Below are 15,745 nucleotides of genomic sequence, written 5' to 3'. Positions count from 1 at the left end.
ATTTACACTCTCCCCATTGCAAAAGTTATGCCTTTGTACTTTGATTTATTTACTATAAGATTTTCATTTGAAAGTATGTATGCAACTGGTTCAGCTACACTATAAACACCTACCGAACGTTTTACAAATTCAGATTTATCAAATTTATCTTCTACTTTACATATATCATTTATAGAAATTATTTCAAAAGGTACTTTCAATCTTTCGCTTAAGTCTAATATAGCTTTTTCATCTTTTTTTACCTCAACACTACCTATAATCTTTATAGCTTCTTTATCTATATTATTTTTGTTTATAAAATCAATAAAACACTCGTAAAGAAAATCACTGTCTGTATCTTTTCTGCATCCAATAGCTAGTACTATATCTTTTGGTATGATTTTTATAATTATATTGTGGTTTATATTTAGTTCTTTTTTGTTGGTTATACATACAATAGAATCTAGTTTATCTACATTTTTTATATCATTTATCTTTATACATCCTCTAGTATCCACTTCATAATTTCCATCTGTATATATACCAACTTTTTTATTATCAACCAGCATGTAATTTATCAACTTAACACTTTCTTTAAAGTTTTCTATATACCCATTTATAGATTTACATATCATATCTAATGAAGATTTATTGTTTACATCTGTAGCTGTAGTTATAACTGGGTTTGCATTTATAAGTTTGCTTATAGCTAATGTCATTCCATTAGCACCACCTATATGACCTGATAGTAAACTTATAACATTAGTCCCCTTTTCATCTATTACTATTATCCCAGGATCTATTGTTTTATCTCTTATGTACGGTGCTATTGATCTAACTACTATACCCGTTGCCATTATAAATATTATATAATCATATTTATTAAATATAGTTCCTACAAAATCATTAAGCTTTGTGCTTATACTATTAAGTCCATTTTCATATATTTTTTCAGTTACATATATATCACTACTTCTTATATATTTCTTTATATTAATAGCTAATTTTTTTCCATTATTAGTTATAGCTATTATTGCTATTTTATTTTCTAAATTCATGTTTAAAATCCCTATGATAAAGCTTTGAGTTATTGTATTCCTCACCTAAAAATTTGCCTACCATTATTAATGCTGTTTTATTTATATTATTTTCCTTAACTTTAATTGCTATGTTTTCTAATGTTCCTCTTACTATTTTCTCATCTTCCCAAGTGGCCTTATATATAACAGCTATAGGAGTATCTTTAGGATATCCACCATCTACTAACTTATCTACTACTTTTTCTATTTCTTGAACAGATAAGAATATAACCATAGATGTTTGATGTTTAGCAAATGATTCTATTGATTCTTTTTCTGGTACTGGAGTTCTCCCTTCCATCCTAGTTATTACTACACTTTGAGATATTTCTGGAACAGTATACTCTACTCCTAATGATGATGCAGCCCCTAGAAACGAGCTAACTCCAGGCGTGCAGTCATAATCTATATCTTTTTTAATAAGTTCTTCTACTTGTTCTCTTATAGAACCATATATCGAAAAATCTCCTGTTTGTAGCCTTACTACAGATTTTGATTCTCTAACTCCCTTTTCCATGACATCTATTATCTCACCTAAGTCCATATAAGCACTATTATGCACCTCGCAACTGTCCTTACAGTACTCTAGAAGTTCAGGATTTACTAAAGATCCTGCATATATAACTACATCAGCTTCACTTAATAATTTATATCCTTTTAATGTTATAAGCTCCTTATCTCCAGGCCCTGCTCCAACAAAATGTATTTTATTCATTTCTATCTCCCCTTTTGCATGAAATTATATAAGTTGGATTTAAAGGTTTAAAGTACTCACCTTCTCCTAACTTTTCAAGTCTAGCTATATTTACCATAATAGTTTCTATATTATCAAATTCGTATTTATCTAATAAGCTTAAGGATTTATATAAAGTATCTAGTATTATACAATTTATTACTAAAGTTCCATTTTCGTTTAATAGGTTTTTAGACCACCTTATTATATCCTCTAAATTTCCTCCACTGCCTCCTATAAATATAGAATCAAATTTCTTATTTGTTTCTATAGGTGCATAACCTTGTATAACTTTTATATTACTTAAATTAAATCTTTCAATATTTTTATCTATAAGCTCCACAGCTTCGTCTTTTCTTTCTATTGATAATACCTCTAGATTCTTATATTTAAAAGCTGCTTCTATACTTATACTTCCAGTTCCAGCTCCTATATCTAAAAAATTCTTTGCATTAGATAAGTTCAATTTATCTATAGATATAGTTCTTATTTCCTCTTTAGTCATAGGAACTTTGCCCCTTATAAACTCGCTATCTTTCATCTAATATCACCACTACATTCATATTAAAATTATCTATTCCAAGTATTTGCATAGGAGAAGCTAACGTTACTTTTTCATCACTATAAGACAAATTTTCTCCTATTACCATAGTCTTTTTTAAATTTCTGTTTATTATCTCTCTTGCTATCTCCCTTGGACCTACTTTATTATCTGTTACCATAGCCACTTTAGAGTGAGATAGGATATAATCAAAATCGGGAATTTTTCCATGACTGCTTGTTATGTATAAATCATTCATATCTATATTTATTTTAGAAAAAATATACTGAATAGAACTTATCCCATTTATTATATTTATATCTTTTTTTTCTAAGTTTTCACTTATATATTTTCCTATTCCATATATAAGAGGATCTCCTGAAGCTATTATAGATATTTTTTTATCTTTATTAAATTTTATAAATTCTATTATTTCTTCTAAATTTGAATTTAGCTCTATCTTTTTTCCTTTAAATTCCTGTATGCTATTTAAATTTCTTTTTCCTCCTATTAAAATATCTGAATCATATATAATTTTTTCTCCAAGTTTTGTTATATACTCTATATTTCCAGGCCCTAAGCCTATTATGTTAATCATCTTTGAAAACCCCCAATAAATTTTCTATATTGCAAGTTTTACCTAATGTTTTCTGTTCCATTGAAAATATAATTACGCCTACATCTATATTTATATCATCTAAGTAAATATCTACTCTTTCTTTGCTCTTGCTAGCTATAGTCTCATAGACATCTTCATATCCATATTTATTTATAACCTCCATAGCTGCTTCTGTAGTTAAACAATTGTAAACTTCTTTTAATATTTCATGTGGAACATCCATTAATGCTAAATATGCAACTAATACTTCTGCTCTAGCATCAGCAACTTTACTATGGGTATTGAATATACCAGCAGCTAATTTTACGTACTTTCCTAAATGGCCTGCTAATAATATTTTTTTATATCCCATACGCTGAGCTTCTTTTAGCATATATCCTATAAAGTTGCTAGTTCTAACCACATATTTCATATCTATATCTAGAACTTCATTTACAAATCTTTCTCCATGATTTCCAGGAACCAAAACTATATTTTCTAGACCTTGTTCCTTTTTCATTTGGAGTTCTATTGATAATGATTTTTTCCAACCTTCGTCTGACATTGGTTCGACTATACCAGTTGTACCTATTATAGATATTCCTCCAACTATGCCTAGTCTAGGATTAAAGGTTTTTTTAGCAACTTCTTCTCCTTGTGGGGCATATATTGTTACTTTAGCGCCTTTATTTCCTATTACTTTTCTAACCTCATTTTCTATCATGACTCTTGGTGTTTTATTTATTGCAGCTTCTCCTATTTCTATACCTAATCCCTTTTTAGTTACTCTACCTATTCCAATTCCGCCATCTATTTCTATAATACCACTGCTATTTATTTGTACATTTGCGTATATGTGCATTTTATGAGTAGAATCTATATCGTCTCCACCATCTTTTTGTATAGAACATTTAGCATAGCTTTCTTGTATATCTTGGTTATATATATTTAATGTAAGGGGTATTCCCTTAGGAGTATCTATATTTATACTATTAATTTTGTTTTTGTTTAAAGCCATATACGCCGCTGCCTTTGCAGCACCGGCTGCACATGAGCCTGTTGTATATCCTCTTTTATATTTTTTGCCATCTATATATACATACTCTTCCATATTGTCCACCTATATAGAATAAAGGATTGCATTTATTATAGCTGCTGCTAAATTACTTCCACCTTTTCTTCCTTTAGATATTATGTATGGTATATCTGTTTTTTCCAATTCATCCTTCGACTCTGCTGCTCCTACAAATCCAACTGGAACGCCAACAACAGCTTCTAGCTCTAACTTTCCTTCATTTTTCATCTCTATAACTTTATATAATGCTGTGGGTGCATTTCCAAGTACAAATATCTTTTTCTCAATCTCATTAGCTGCAAATTCAACTGCTGCCATAGACCTTGTTATACCTTTTTCTTTTGCTAATTTTGCTATATTTTCATCACTTACAAAGCATTTTATAGAACATCCTAATTCTTGTAACTTTCTTTTATTTATTCCACTTAAGGCCATATTTGTATCTGTATATATAGTTGCATTATTTTTTAAAGCATTTACTATGTTATCAACTGCCTTATCAGATATCTTTAATATATCTAAGTATTCAAAATCGGCAGTTGTGTGAATAGCTCTTTTTATTATTTTTTCTTCTATATTGTTTTTAAAACTATATCCTGGCCTTATTTCATCTATTATTCCTTGAATTATCTCAAAACTCTTACTCTCTATCATCATTGGATTTTTTATATAATCCATAATCGTCACCCCTTAATCCCCCATTTATTACTTTAACAGGGTAAATCTTATTGTATTTCCTATATATGTTTTTATCTATAATATTTTGCCTTAGTTTATATGGGTCCATATCTTTATCTAGTATTATTCCTATAACAGTTCCACTGTGTGCTATGTTTACCCCATATGCACCGTAGTTTTTAGATATTTTTATAATCTCATTTAGATATTCTTTTTTATGAATATTTTCATTGGCTAAACTACTTATAGTACAAGCTTTACCTATAAGTTTTAGATCTTTGTTCTTAAATCCTTGATCTAATGTATTAAATGCTATATTCATAATTTCTTTATTTTCAATTTTTATACTTTTATAATCTTTACGCTTTCTTATAGTTTTTGTATTTAATGTTTCATTAGGCTCTAAAACTAGTATGTTTACATCATTTATATTTCCTAGTACTTTTTTGATCTCTCCATTTAACGGATCGAATATACAATTTTTATCAATATAAATAGAATCTGTAGGTTCTATTTTACTTGCTAGTTTTGAAATTTCCTCTTGATTCATATCTTTATTTAATAAACTTAGTGTAGCTTTTATAGTAGCCCCTATGTCTGCAGTTGAACTTGCCATCCCTTTACCTATTGGTATTTCACTTATAATCTCTAATGATAAGTTTTTTGTATGTTTTATATCTAAATCAAAATATCTAAATACTTCTTCTATGGCCTTTCTAGATTTTTTAGGACCTAAATTTACATTGCCTATTCTTTCTTCTATGATCGCCTTTGAATATTTATCTATAGCATATGATACAAGATATTCATTGTTATCTAGTATACCCTGTACAAATTCACCACATGATGCCGGGCAAATACCTAAATACTTCATATTAACCCCCTAATGTTTCCCTTAATGCTTTTATAATTAAGTCATTTTCTTTCCTAGTTTTTATGGCTATTCTTATATAAGAATCACCTATATTTTTAAAGTTAGATGCATCTCTTATTAATATGTTTTTATATATAAACATTTTTGCTTTTAGCTTACTTGATTTAATATCTTTTAGTTTCATAAGAATAAAATTTGTATCTGTACTATAAACTTTTATATTAGGTATTTTTTTAAGACTTTCTACCATGTATCTTATTTCTTCTCTAAAATAACTTTTACTTTGATTAATATAATCTTTATCTTTTAATATATATTTGCATATATTTTCTGCAAAGCTATTTATAGTCCAAGGCTCTTTATGTAGATACATTTTTAATAATAGTTCTTTATTGCTAGTTAGTCCATATCCTAGCCTTATACCTGGAAGTCCAAAAAACTTAGTTACAGCCTTTATTATTATTAAGTTATCATAGCTTTCTATATATTTAACCAAGCTATAATCTTTTTCTTCATATACAAATTCCATAAATGTCTCATCTACAATTAAGAATTTGCCTTGATTTTTCATAAGTTCTAATAATTCTTTGATGTTTTTAACTTTACCTGTTGGATTATTTGGGTTACATATAAATAAATATTTAAATCTCTCTATACTTTCTTTAATTTGATTTATATTTAAATCAAATTCATCATTTTCAAAGTATAAATCTATTACCTCAACATTATTTAGTTTTGCTGCTCTTTCATATTCAGAAAAAGTTGGATTTATTATACCTAAAGGACCATCGATACATTTCATAAGAAGATATATTATCTCACTTGCTCCATTTCCAGGTATAATAAAGTTTGCATCTAAACTTAGATATTCTGATATGCTATTTCTTAATTCTATATAATTTATATCAGGATATTTAATAGAATTTTTTAGAGCTTCTATTGTGTATTTTTCAAGGTTTTGTGGAATATATGGATTGATATTAGAACTAAAATCGACTATATCCTTTTCTTTTTTATTATATTTTATAGACATATCCACTATATTTGCTCCATGACCTAAATCTATCATCGTATCCCCCTAACCAAAAATGTAATAAATTAAACTAAATATTATTAAAGCTGTGAAAGAGCTTGAATACATTATTTTATTTGTTCTAATTATATCTTCTTCATCTATTTCTCTAATTTTATCTCCTATTGTTGGTTTATAAACACTTTCCCCAAAATAAGTATTAGTTCCTCCAAGCTGTATTCCAAGTGTACCGGCTATTGCCCCCTCCGGGTAAGCGCAATTAGGGCTTTTATGATTTTTTCTATCTCTTATAGCAATTTTTATACAATTTTTATAGTCATATTCTAAAAATACACTGGCTATAGACATAAAAAATATAGTTATTCTTGCTGGTATAAAATTTGCTATATCATCTATTTTTGCAGATGCAAATCCAATTTCAGCATATTTTTCATTTTTATACCCAACCATAGAGTCTAGTGTATTAACAGCTTTATAAGCCATAGCAAGTGGAGCTCCTCCTATAAATGCATAAAACATAGGAGAAATTATACCATCTACCGTATTTTCTGCCACAGTTTCAACAACTGCCCTTATTATTTCTAATTTACTTAAATTTTTTGTATCTCTTCCAACTATGTAAGATAATTGAATTCTAGACTTTTCTAAATCATTTTCTTTTAATATTTTATATATTTTTATAGCTTCATCTTTTAAACATTTAGTTGAAAGTGTTGTATATATTAAAATTGAATTTATTATTGTTAGTAAATAAATATTAATACTGCTTAATTTTATTATTAAGTATGTAATTATATAAGTAGTTCCAACTGTTATAATCCAAAGAAAAAAACCACCAATTCTTAAAGTTCTCTTATTTTTAGCTAATCTTCTTATTTTGTCCTCTAAAAATTTAATTAACTTTCCTATAAATCTAACTGGATGAGGAAATGAATATGGATCTCCTATTATTAAATCTAATATATATCCTATGAATATACTTATTAAGGCCATATTACTATATCCCTTTTCCCAAAAAATTTATCACAGTATTTAAGTTGCTGTAAAAATGAGTATGTAAATATGTAGCTAATGTATTATTTTTACTATAGCCTCCCATCCAATTATGTGAAACTATCCCTGATTTTTCTTTTTTCATTAAATAAACGCATTTTTCATCACTTATAAACTCTGAATGATGAAATTCATGACCCTTTATTTTATCTCCTTTTTGTGATAAAACAGTATCCTCCAAAGCTTCTCCAACACAATATCCAAATCTTTTTAAAGATTTAGTCATTACACTTTTCCCATTAAATATACCTACCATATTGAACTCTTCATTATCTTGGTCTATTAGCTTGTCTCCTAAATACATTAGTCCTCCACATTCCGCGTATATAGGTATATTTTTGTTATAAGCGTCTTCTATAGCTTTTCTCATATTAATATTTTCTTGTAACTCTTTAGCAAATATCTCTGGAAAACCTCCTCCTATATATACACAGTCACAACTAGGTAGTTTCTTGTCATATAAGGGACTAAATTTTATAATATTAACTCCCATATCTTCTAATAAATCTATATTATCTTGATAATAAAAATTAAAAGCCTTATCATATGCTAATGCTAATTTTAAATCATTAAACTTCGGAATATTTAATTTAAAATCGCTATATATCGGTTGAGATTCGGATATTTCTATTAACCTATCTAGGTTTATGTGTTTTTCTATTAAATCTGCAAGTTTATCAAATTTTTCATTTAACTCATTCATTTCTATACTAGGTACAAGGCCTAAATGTCTAGATGGCAAAGAAAAGTCTTTATTTTTAGGCAAATATCCTAGAACTTCTATGCCACAATACTTTTCGATGGATTCTTTTATAATTTGAAAGTGACTTTCAGATGAAACATTGTTTGCTATTACACCCTTGATATTTACATCTTTATCTAACTCTTTATATCCTAGCACCATTGCTGCACTAGATGTTGCCATTGCCTTTCCATCTATTACTAAAATTACAGGACATTTTAGAATCTTTGATGTATATGAGCTAGTACATGAGTTTATATCCACTTCGTATCCATCATAAAGCCCCATAACTCCTTCTACAATAGATATATCAGTATTAATTGAATTTTTATTAAACAAATACTTTATGATTTCATCTTCTAGCATATAAGAATCTAAATTTCTAGATTCTCTATTTGTTACAAATGTATGGTAGGTCGTATCTATATAATCTGGTCCAACTTTATATGGCTGAACATTTAATCCTCTATTTTTTAAAGCTTTCATTATACCTATTGATATAGTAGTTTTTCCAACACCACTATTAGTTCCACCTATTAGTATTTTTTTCATACCTTACCCCCTAGGAGTTAATTATTTCATATATTTTATCCATATCAGTATGAGCTCTAACTATATTTGCTAATTTATCATATTCAATATCTTTAAATTCCTTAAAAGAAGAGACATTACTTTCTACTCTATCAAGTCCTTTTTTGTCTCTAATGTTATTAAGTAATGCCCTAGTAAAATTTATGTTGTCAAATATTCCATGTATATAAGTTCCTACTACATTTCCATCTTTATTTATCGCTCCTTCTAAAACATTTACATTTTCTTCTAATCGCTTAGTTATGGTATTTAAGTAGTTACATTCATTTGACTTTGTACTTCTTCCCATGTGTATTTCATATCCTTCTATCTTAATTCCATTTAATCCATTTAAATACCCGTTTATATCTTCTTCTATAATAGCTTCTACTTGGGCTGTTACCTTTTCTCCTTCAAATGTAGTTTCTATATCTAATAGCCCTATTCCATTTATTTCTTTAACTCCACATTCTATCCCCTGTGGATCATATAGCTTCTTACCTAACATTTGGTATCCGCCACATACTCCAAATATTAACTTTCCTTTTTTATGTAATTCTATTATTTGTTTTTCAAGGCCACTTTCTTTTATATATATAAGATCTTCTATAGTGTTTTTACTTCCAGGAATTATAAGAATGTCGGGATTTCCTATAGATTCTCCCCTCATAACATATCTTAGGTTAACGTCTTCCTGAGTTTCAAATACATTCATATCAGTAAAGTTTGACACATGAGGTAAATATAAAACCTCTATATCAATAGCTTTATCCCCTTTTTCTTGTTTCATTCTAAATCTATCTGCCAAGCTATCTTCATCTTCTATATTTAAAATACTGTATGGTATAACTCCTAAAACAGGCACCTTTATTATATCTTCTAGCATTTTTATTCCAGGTTCTAAAATTTTTATATCCCCTCTAAACTTATTTATAATTACTCCCTTTACCCTTTTTCTTTCTTCTTCAGTTAAAAGTAACATAGTTCCAGCTAAAGATGCAAAAACGCCCCCTCTATCAATATCTCCAATAAGTACTACTGGTGAGTCTGATATTTCAGCCATTCCCATATTAACTATATCATTTTCTCTAAGGTTTATTTCTGCTGGACTACCAGCACCTTCTATGACAACGACATCGTGATTAGAGCTTATATCTTTATATATGCCTTTTATCATATCTTTTAACTCTGGTTTGAAATCATGGTATTCTACTGCGCTCATACTTTTATATACTTTACCATTAATTATTACTTGAGACTTTTTATTAGTGGTAGGTTTTAGAAGTATAGGATTCATATTTACATGTGGTTCAAGGTATGCTGCTTCAGCTTGAAAAACTTGAGCTCTACCCATTTCCAATCCTTCTTTTGTTATATAAGAATTTAGAGCCATATTTTGTGATTTAAAAGGTATAACACTTTTCCCATCTTGCTTAAATATTCTACAAAATGCCGCAGTCAATAGACTTTTACCTACTCCAGAACCTGTTCCCTGAAACATTATTGATTTACTCATGCGATTTCCCCCTTTATATAAAAAAAATCCTAACCTTTATTGGTTAGGATTTGTTTATAGCATATAAACTACTTACGATTATAGACTATAGCTCCACCCTTCACCCCGAAGGCTTACTACTAGTGAATTAGGCAGGTCTCCTGGCTTAGCTTCAATCTACTTCCTTACCTTCCCATGATATAAATCATAGTGGCTAAAATAAGGTTTCGTCTGCTTTACAGTAGCGGGGGCTGCAGAGGTATTACACCTCTTTCCCTATTAATCTATATAAGAACCTAGTTCAGATTTATTAAGTTTTTAACAATTTCATTCTAACATACAAAGTTGTAACATTCAACATATTAGTAAATTTTTACTAATTCTATATTATAATCTTCATATAATTAATGCCTTAATTCCTCAATTACCATTTAATTAAAAAGGCTTAAATCTCCTTCCTTATCGTAAGATAGGGGAGATCTAAGCCTTTTTACAGTAATTAATCTATTTTTTTAGCAGCTTTCCTATAAAATTTAAGTTTTTCATTTTTTTAATCTCTTCTAAATAATTATCTTTTATTGCAGCTATTAAAACCGTACCTGGACCTGCTGTTTTGTATAAATCTACAGTAGTATCTTTATTGATTTCTAGATTTAAATTATTGCTTATAGCTAATTGTTCGCATTCATATCTTATTCCCTTTGAACCAACAGGTACTATTTCCAAAATTCCTTCTATGTTTAATAAAATGTTAAGATCTTCATAACTAGCAATTTCTTTATCATTATCTAAATTTATCTCATTCCCTACTTTTGGAATTCCTACACTAATTAATGTGCAATTACAATTTACATTATTTACCTTTAATTTATCATTTTCTACTATACCTATTACCGTTACACCTACAGCGGTTGAATTTGTATTGATATTTTCCTCTGTGCTTCCTGTAAGTGTAACATTGTCTATATTTAAAACTTTAAGTTCTTCTTTTATTCCTTTTATTATTTCTTCTCCTGTATGACTCATCTCATTGCAAACTGCATTTGTAATACATACTACATCTGCGCCACTACAAAGCACTTCAAGTAAGGCAACTTTGGCCGTATATTTTCCTACGTGAAACGGAGGGCATTTAAATGAATCTCCACTTTTTAAACCTATTCCACCACAACTATCACAAGATATTACCATTGTTTTTTCATTGTCTATAGAGACTAATGTTAAGTCTCTAACCTTCTTTACATTCATATAAATTACCTACCTCTGTTTAAACTCCGCCAATGATCTTTTTGGTATCGCGCTGTATATAACTATAGCTACTATTATGTTAGCTAAAGCAGCTAAAGATAATATCGGAACTATAGCATATGCTAGTCCAGGTACATTAATGACATTGATTAAAAAATAAACTGTAACAGGACCATTAATGGTAACTCCTAATAAAGTTGGCACTAGCCATGATAATAATTTATTTTTATCTTTTAAAATTCTATAAGATACCCCAAAGACATAAATCGTTATTGCCATAAAAATACCTATTATTAAATGTATAGGGATTGTCATAGGGAATCCGCTTGTAAGTGCTGTCAATAAATGCCCTAATAATCCAACTATAGCCCCGTAAATAGGTCCTAACATAATTGATATTAAAAATCCAGGCATAGAATCAAAAGCTATACTTGAAACTATCTTTATATTTGAACCTATAAAACTTAACGCTATAAATAGTGCCACTAAAGTAATCTTTTTTGTTTTCATAAATATTCCTCCTATAAAAAATTCACAACCTACATTTATCTCAGATGATCAGTATTATTCAGCTTATGTATCACTGCAAAATTATTTTCAATTTCTATTATACTAACAGAGCAATTATCTATTTTGAAATTCCAATGATATTCATGGCCTTTCGATAACAAATGGGATAGTATACACCTTATAACCCCTGCATGAGTACATATTAGTATAGATTTATCTCCATTTTCTTTTATAATATTTTCTATATACAATGATATTCTATTATGAAACTCTATCAAACTTTCCCCATTAGGATATTTGTAATCAAAGCCTAATTTTAGCATGTTATTAAATTCTCCACTATAGCTACTCTCTATTTCTTTAAATGTTTTTCCTTCGAAATCACCAAAATTTATTTCTTTTAAATCATTATTTATTATTATTTCTAGATTCTTTTCTTTAGATAACTTTTTTATTGTCTCTATCGCTCTTGAAGATGGACTACTATATATACAATCTATACTATAATCTTTTAAAAGATTTGCAGTTTTTTGTGATTGACTTAGCCCTAGACTACTCAATTTACTATCTATATGACCAGATAATTTCATATTATTATTATCATCTGTCTCTCCATGTCTAACTAGTATAATCCTTACCATATATATCTCCTTTAATTAAGCTTCTAAAAATTCATAGCTAAATCAATCTATAAGCTAAGTATATAAAAATTAAATATATTAATTGAGATAATTCACACCAACATCCGAGTATGTCTCCACTTATTCCATCTATTTTATTAGTTATATATCTTGTAAATATTCTTGTTAATATCCATAGAACTAGTATGAAAATCACACTATATAAAACTTCATATATGCTTATTTTTAAAAATATGTATACTAAAATAACAATTAAAATAGTAGACAGTATAGCTGTAAATAATCGTTTATTGTTTACCTTTCCTATAAATAAATTACCCATTCCCCCAGGTCTTGGTGTCTTATTTTTATAACAAGAAAATACAATGGCTAGTCTACCATATACAGGAGTTAATAATAAAGAATATAATATATTCATATTCATAATGCTATATACAAAACCTACTTTTAATAATATTAAAAATAATATAGCTAAAAGTGCATTAGTTCCCAATCTAGAATCTTTCATAATATCTAATATTTTTTCCTTATCTCTATAACTATATATTCCATCAAAAGTATCACCTAATCCATCTAAGTGAAGTCCTCCCGTTAAAAGGACTTCACTTAGCAAAAATATTATTGATGCAATATATATGTCAAATATTTGTAAGGATACACAGGTCACAATTAGATAAATAACCCCTAAAATCAAACCTACTAGTGGAAAATACATTATACTTTTATCGAATTCTTCATCAAAACCTATATCCATATTTATTGGTATCCTAGTTAAGAACTGTAGTATTCCTATAAATCTTCTCATAGTATTACCCCTTTATTCTTACAGGTATACTACTTACTACTAGATATACCTCATTACTTTTCTTAGCTATATATTGATTTATTCTTCCAGCTATATCTGTATAAATTCTAGATAATCTATTTGCAGGAACTATACTCATTCCTATTTCATTTGTAACCATTACAACAAATAAATCTGTCTTTTCTATTTCTTCAATTAACAATTTTATCTGACTTTGTATATACTTTTCTATTTCATCTATTTCATCTCTACTGCATATTTCGTAATCTACATCAAATTTAAACATAATATTGTTAATTAGTAAAGTTACACAGTCTAATATAACAGTTTGATGATTTTTTTCTATCTCATTTATTATTTTATATATATCTTCATATACCTCGTAAGTAATCCAGTTTTTAGGTCTCATCTCTTGATGTTTTTTTATCCTATCTTTCATTCCCTCATCAAAAGGTATAGATGTTGCAATATAGGCAACATTATTATTTTGTGATTTACATAATTCTTCAGCATAAGAACTTTTTCCCGATCTAGCTCCTCCTGTTACCATTACTATATTACTCATAATATTCACCTCAATTACATAACAATTTCTGCTTGAGCAAATGTAGCCATGTTTTTATAAGTGTAATTAGCCGCTTCTATTATATTAAATGAAAGTGCAGCACCACTTCCTTCGCCTAATCTCATATCCATATTAAGCATAGGGCTCAAACCTAACAATTCTAATGCTTTAAAAGATCCTGCCTCAGATGAGTAATGAGATGCTATCATATATTTTTTAGTTAATTCATTTAAATTACAAGCTATAAGCGCCGATGCATAAGATATAAATCCATCAAGTACCACAGGAACTTTATTAGCACTAGCACCTAATATTACCCCTGCCATAGCACCTATTTCAAATCCACCTACCTTTGATAATACATCAATAGCATCATTTTCATTAGGATTATTTAATTCTATAGATCTTTTTATTACACTTGCTTTATGGGTAAGTCTATCAGTTGGAAGCCCGGCTCCTATTCCTGTAACCTCTAACGGATGACAATTTGCAAATACAGATACTATAGCACTAGATGGGGTTGTATTGCCAATCCCCATCTCTCCTATACCTAGTACTTTATATCCTTCACTTACTGCTTTATTTGATAATTCTATACCTATTTCTAATGATCTTATAGCTTCTTCTCTAGTCATAGCAGGTCCTTTTGCTATATTAGAAGTTCCTTTTCTTATTTTATAATTTAACACTCCTTCTAACTCTTCATCGCAATTTACTCCTACATCAACAGCTATTACTTTTGCACCTGCAAATTCTCCTAATACACCTACTCCACTTACTCCCTTTGCATAATTTGGTATTTGAAGTTTAGTTATAATCTGAGGATTAGGTGCTACTCCTTCTTCATAAACCCCATGGTCTCCTGCAAAAGCTATTATGGCTTTCTTAGAAGTATCAAAGAACTCACTTCTATATATTCCAGCTAGCTGTATACATATATCTTCTAACTTTCCTAAGCTTCCCAGAGGTTTTATAAGACTATTAAGTCTTTCATTAGCTTTTTCCATATAAAATTCATCTGGATTTCCTATCTTTTCTAAAGTACTTTGTAATAACTCCATAATTTAATCTCCCTCTCTTTGATTATTAAGGTGCAAATAAAAAAGTCTATATCCTTATTTTGAGTATTACAAAATAAGGATATAGACTTTACCGTCATCTATTCTAGACGATTTTTGAAGGCAGGTCTCCTGGCTTAGATTCACAGCAAATACTCACCTTCCCGAAGTTATCCAGTGGTATATTGAGTATAGCTCATCCTTACAGTGGTGGGTCCGCTTAGGATTTCAACCTAATTCCCTATTCTCCTTATAAAGGCACCTTGAAAATCTTATTTTAATTTATTTATATATATTCAACAAAAATTTCATTTATCCTTTTTTTATTATTAAAAATATATATAAAAAAAGAAGCGTATATACGCTTCTTTTTCAAATGGCTACGTCCTACTCTCCCAGGCAGCTTCCCACCAAGTACCATTGGCGCTAAAGAGCTTAACTTCTGTGTTCGGAATGGGAACAGGTGTA

17 protein-coding genes, 1 rRNA gene and 2 riboswitches are annotated in these 15,745 nt (G+C 28.7%); all 18 genes read right to left on the bottom strand.

From position 1 onward, the window contains the following. Positions 1–2: 2 nt before the first annotated feature. Positions 3–1,037, bottom strand: coding sequence for a cobalt-precorrin 5A hydrolase (gene cbiG / locus ACUSRV_RS16385; protein WP_490143047.1), 1,035 nt, complete (start codon positions 1,035–1,037; stop codon positions 3–5). Further along, the gene (locus tag ACUSRV_RS16380) at positions 1,021–1,773 is read right to left on the bottom strand and encodes a cobalt-precorrin-4 methyltransferase (protein ID WP_490143046.1); all 753 of its coding nucleotides are present in this window, start codon (positions 1,771–1,773) and stop codon (positions 1,021–1,023) included. Before ACUSRV_RS16380 ends, cbiG begins: the two co-directional genes overlap by 17 nt. Next, entirely contained in the window at positions 1,766–2,332 is a 567-nt protein-coding gene (locus ACUSRV_RS16375; RefSeq protein ID WP_490143045.1) for a decarboxylating cobalt-precorrin-6B (C(15))-methyltransferase, read from the bottom strand. Before ACUSRV_RS16375 ends, ACUSRV_RS16380 begins: the two co-directional genes overlap by 8 nt. Next, positions 2,322–2,930, bottom strand: coding sequence for a cobalt-precorrin-7 (C(5))-methyltransferase (locus ACUSRV_RS16370; RefSeq protein ID WP_490143044.1), 609 nt, complete (start codon positions 2,928–2,930; stop codon positions 2,322–2,324). The genes ACUSRV_RS16375 and ACUSRV_RS16370 overlap by 11 nt, the downstream gene beginning before the upstream one ends. Beyond that, positions 2,923–4,041, bottom strand: a complete 1,119-nt coding sequence (cbiD, locus tag ACUSRV_RS16365; RefSeq protein WP_490143043.1) for a cobalt-precorrin-5B (C(1))-methyltransferase CbiD — start codon at positions 4,039–4,041, stop codon at positions 2,923–2,925. The genes ACUSRV_RS16370 and cbiD overlap by 8 nt, the downstream gene beginning before the upstream one ends. Positions 4,042–4,050: 9 nt before the next feature. Then, entirely contained in the window at positions 4,051–4,683 is a 633-nt protein-coding gene (locus tag ACUSRV_RS16360) for a cobalt-precorrin-8 methylmutase (RefSeq protein WP_490143042.1), read from the bottom strand. After that, on the bottom strand, positions 4,646–5,557 hold the full coding sequence (locus ACUSRV_RS16355) for a GHMP family kinase ATP-binding protein (RefSeq protein WP_490143041.1): 912 nt from the start codon (positions 5,555–5,557) through the stop codon (positions 4,646–4,648). The genes ACUSRV_RS16360 and ACUSRV_RS16355 overlap by 38 nt, the downstream gene beginning before the upstream one ends. A 1-nt stretch (position 5,558) precedes the next feature. Next, positions 5,559–6,626, bottom strand: coding sequence for a pyridoxal phosphate-dependent aminotransferase (locus ACUSRV_RS16350; protein ID WP_490143040.1), 1,068 nt, complete (start codon positions 6,624–6,626; stop codon positions 5,559–5,561). A 9-nt stretch (positions 6,627–6,635) separates the two neighbouring features. Continuing rightward, complete coding sequence (gene cbiB, locus ACUSRV_RS16345) at positions 6,636–7,583, bottom strand: adenosylcobinamide-phosphate synthase CbiB (RefSeq protein WP_490143039.1); 948 nt, start codon at positions 7,581–7,583, stop codon at positions 6,636–6,638. A gap of 4 nt (positions 7,584–7,587) precedes the next feature. Next, entirely contained in the window at positions 7,588–8,937 is a 1,350-nt protein-coding gene (locus ACUSRV_RS16340) for a cobyrinic acid a,c-diamide synthase CobB (RefSeq protein WP_490143038.1), read from the bottom strand. Positions 8,938–8,947: 10 nt separating this feature from the next. Then, positions 8,948–10,471: a cobyric acid synthase gene (locus ACUSRV_RS16335; RefSeq protein ID WP_490143037.1), complete on the bottom strand. Its 1,524-nt coding sequence runs from the start codon at positions 10,469–10,471 to the stop codon at positions 8,948–8,950. A 113-nt stretch (positions 10,472–10,584) separates the two neighbouring features. After that, a riboswitch (cobalamin riboswitch) is annotated at positions 10,585–10,765 on the bottom strand. Positions 10,766–10,954: 189 nt separating this feature from the next. Further along, a complete protein-coding gene (locus tag ACUSRV_RS16330; protein ID WP_490143036.1) occupies positions 10,955–11,698 on the bottom strand; it encodes an AIR synthase related protein in 744 nt (247 codons plus the stop codon). Positions 11,699–11,707: 9 nt separating this feature from the next. Further along, positions 11,708–12,208 (bottom strand): ECF transporter S component, encoded by a 501-nt coding sequence (locus ACUSRV_RS16325; RefSeq protein ID WP_490143035.1) that lies wholly within the window; start codon positions 12,206–12,208, stop codon positions 11,708–11,710. Between the two features lie 35 nt (positions 12,209–12,243). Next, a complete protein-coding gene (locus ACUSRV_RS16320) occupies positions 12,244–12,849 on the bottom strand; it encodes a histidine phosphatase family protein (protein ID WP_490143034.1) in 606 nt (201 codons plus the stop codon). 37 nt (positions 12,850–12,886) lie between these two features. Beyond that, entirely contained in the window at positions 12,887–13,654 is a 768-nt protein-coding gene (cobS, locus tag ACUSRV_RS16315) for an adenosylcobinamide-GDP ribazoletransferase (RefSeq protein ID WP_490143033.1), read from the bottom strand. A 4-nt stretch (positions 13,655–13,658) separates the two neighbouring features. Further along, a complete protein-coding gene (cobU, locus tag ACUSRV_RS16310) occupies positions 13,659–14,219 on the bottom strand; it encodes a bifunctional adenosylcobinamide kinase/adenosylcobinamide-phosphate guanylyltransferase (protein ID WP_490143032.1) in 561 nt (186 codons plus the stop codon). Positions 14,220–14,233: 14 nt separating this feature from the next. Further along, positions 14,234–15,280 (bottom strand): nicotinate-nucleotide--dimethylbenzimidazole phosphoribosyltransferase, encoded by a 1,047-nt coding sequence (gene cobT, locus ACUSRV_RS16305; protein ID WP_490143031.1) that lies wholly within the window; start codon positions 15,278–15,280, stop codon positions 14,234–14,236. Between the two features lie 102 nt (positions 15,281–15,382). Next, positions 15,383–15,558: riboswitch (cobalamin riboswitch) on the bottom strand. Positions 15,559–15,651: 93 nt separating this feature from the next. Then, positions 15,652–15,745: ribosomal RNA gene (gene rrf / locus ACUSRV_RS16300) — 5S ribosomal RNA — on the bottom strand; the annotation flags it as partial.

The organism is Sporacetigenium sp. TC11 (genome assembly GCF_058146105.1).
This window is presented reverse-complemented; position numbering and strand designations above follow the sequence as displayed.

Excerpts from the sequence above, each read along its gene's own strand:
- cbiG (WP_490143047.1), bottom strand. The coding sequence starts at position 1,037 with ATGAATTTAGAAAATAAAATAGCAATAATAGCTATAACTAATAATGGA.
- ACUSRV_RS16380 (WP_490143046.1), bottom strand. The coding sequence starts at position 1,773 with ATGAATAAAATACATTTTGTTGGAGCAGGGCCTGGAGATAAGGAGCTT.
- ACUSRV_RS16375 (WP_490143045.1), bottom strand. The coding sequence starts at position 2,332 with ATGAAAGATAGCGAGTTTATAAGGGGCAAAGTTCCTATGACTAAAGAG.
- ACUSRV_RS16370 (WP_490143044.1), bottom strand. The coding sequence starts at position 2,930 with ATGATTAACATAATAGGCTTAGGGCCTGGAAATATAGAGTATATAACA.
- cbiD (WP_490143043.1), bottom strand. The coding sequence starts at position 4,041 with ATGGAAGAGTATGTATATATAGATGGCAAAAAATATAAAAGAGGATAT.
- ACUSRV_RS16360 (WP_490143042.1), bottom strand. The coding sequence starts at position 4,683 with ATGGATTATATAAAAAATCCAATGATGATAGAGAGTAAGAGTTTTGAG.
- ACUSRV_RS16355 (WP_490143041.1), bottom strand. The coding sequence starts at position 5,557 with ATGAAGTATTTAGGTATTTGCCCGGCATCATGTGGTGAATTTGTACAG.
- ACUSRV_RS16350 (WP_490143040.1), bottom strand. The coding sequence starts at position 6,626 with ATGATAGATTTAGGTCATGGAGCAAATATAGTGGATATGTCTATAAAA.
- cbiB (WP_490143039.1), bottom strand. The coding sequence starts at position 7,583 with ATGGCCTTAATAAGTATATTCATAGGATATATATTAGATTTAATAATA.
- ACUSRV_RS16340 (WP_490143038.1), bottom strand. The coding sequence starts at position 8,937 with ATGAAAAAAATACTAATAGGTGGAACTAATAGTGGTGTTGGAAAAACT.
- ACUSRV_RS16335 (WP_490143037.1), bottom strand. The coding sequence starts at position 10,471 with ATGAGTAAATCAATAATGTTTCAGGGAACAGGTTCTGGAGTAGGTAAA.
- ACUSRV_RS16330 (WP_490143036.1), bottom strand. The coding sequence starts at position 11,698 with ATGAATGTAAAGAAGGTTAGAGACTTAACATTAGTCTCTATAGACAAT.
- ACUSRV_RS16325 (WP_490143035.1), bottom strand. The coding sequence starts at position 12,208 with ATGAAAACAAAAAAGATTACTTTAGTGGCACTATTTATAGCGTTAAGT.
- ACUSRV_RS16320 (WP_490143034.1), bottom strand. The coding sequence starts at position 12,849 with ATGGTAAGGATTATACTAGTTAGACATGGAGAGACAGATGATAATAAT.
- cobS (WP_490143033.1), bottom strand. The coding sequence starts at position 13,654 with ATGAGAAGATTTATAGGAATACTACAGTTCTTAACTAGGATACCAATA.
- cobU (WP_490143032.1), bottom strand. The coding sequence starts at position 14,219 with ATGAGTAATATAGTAATGGTAACAGGAGGAGCTAGATCGGGAAAAAGT.
- cobT (WP_490143031.1), bottom strand. The coding sequence starts at position 15,280 with ATGGAGTTATTACAAAGTACTTTAGAAAAGATAGGAAATCCAGATGAA.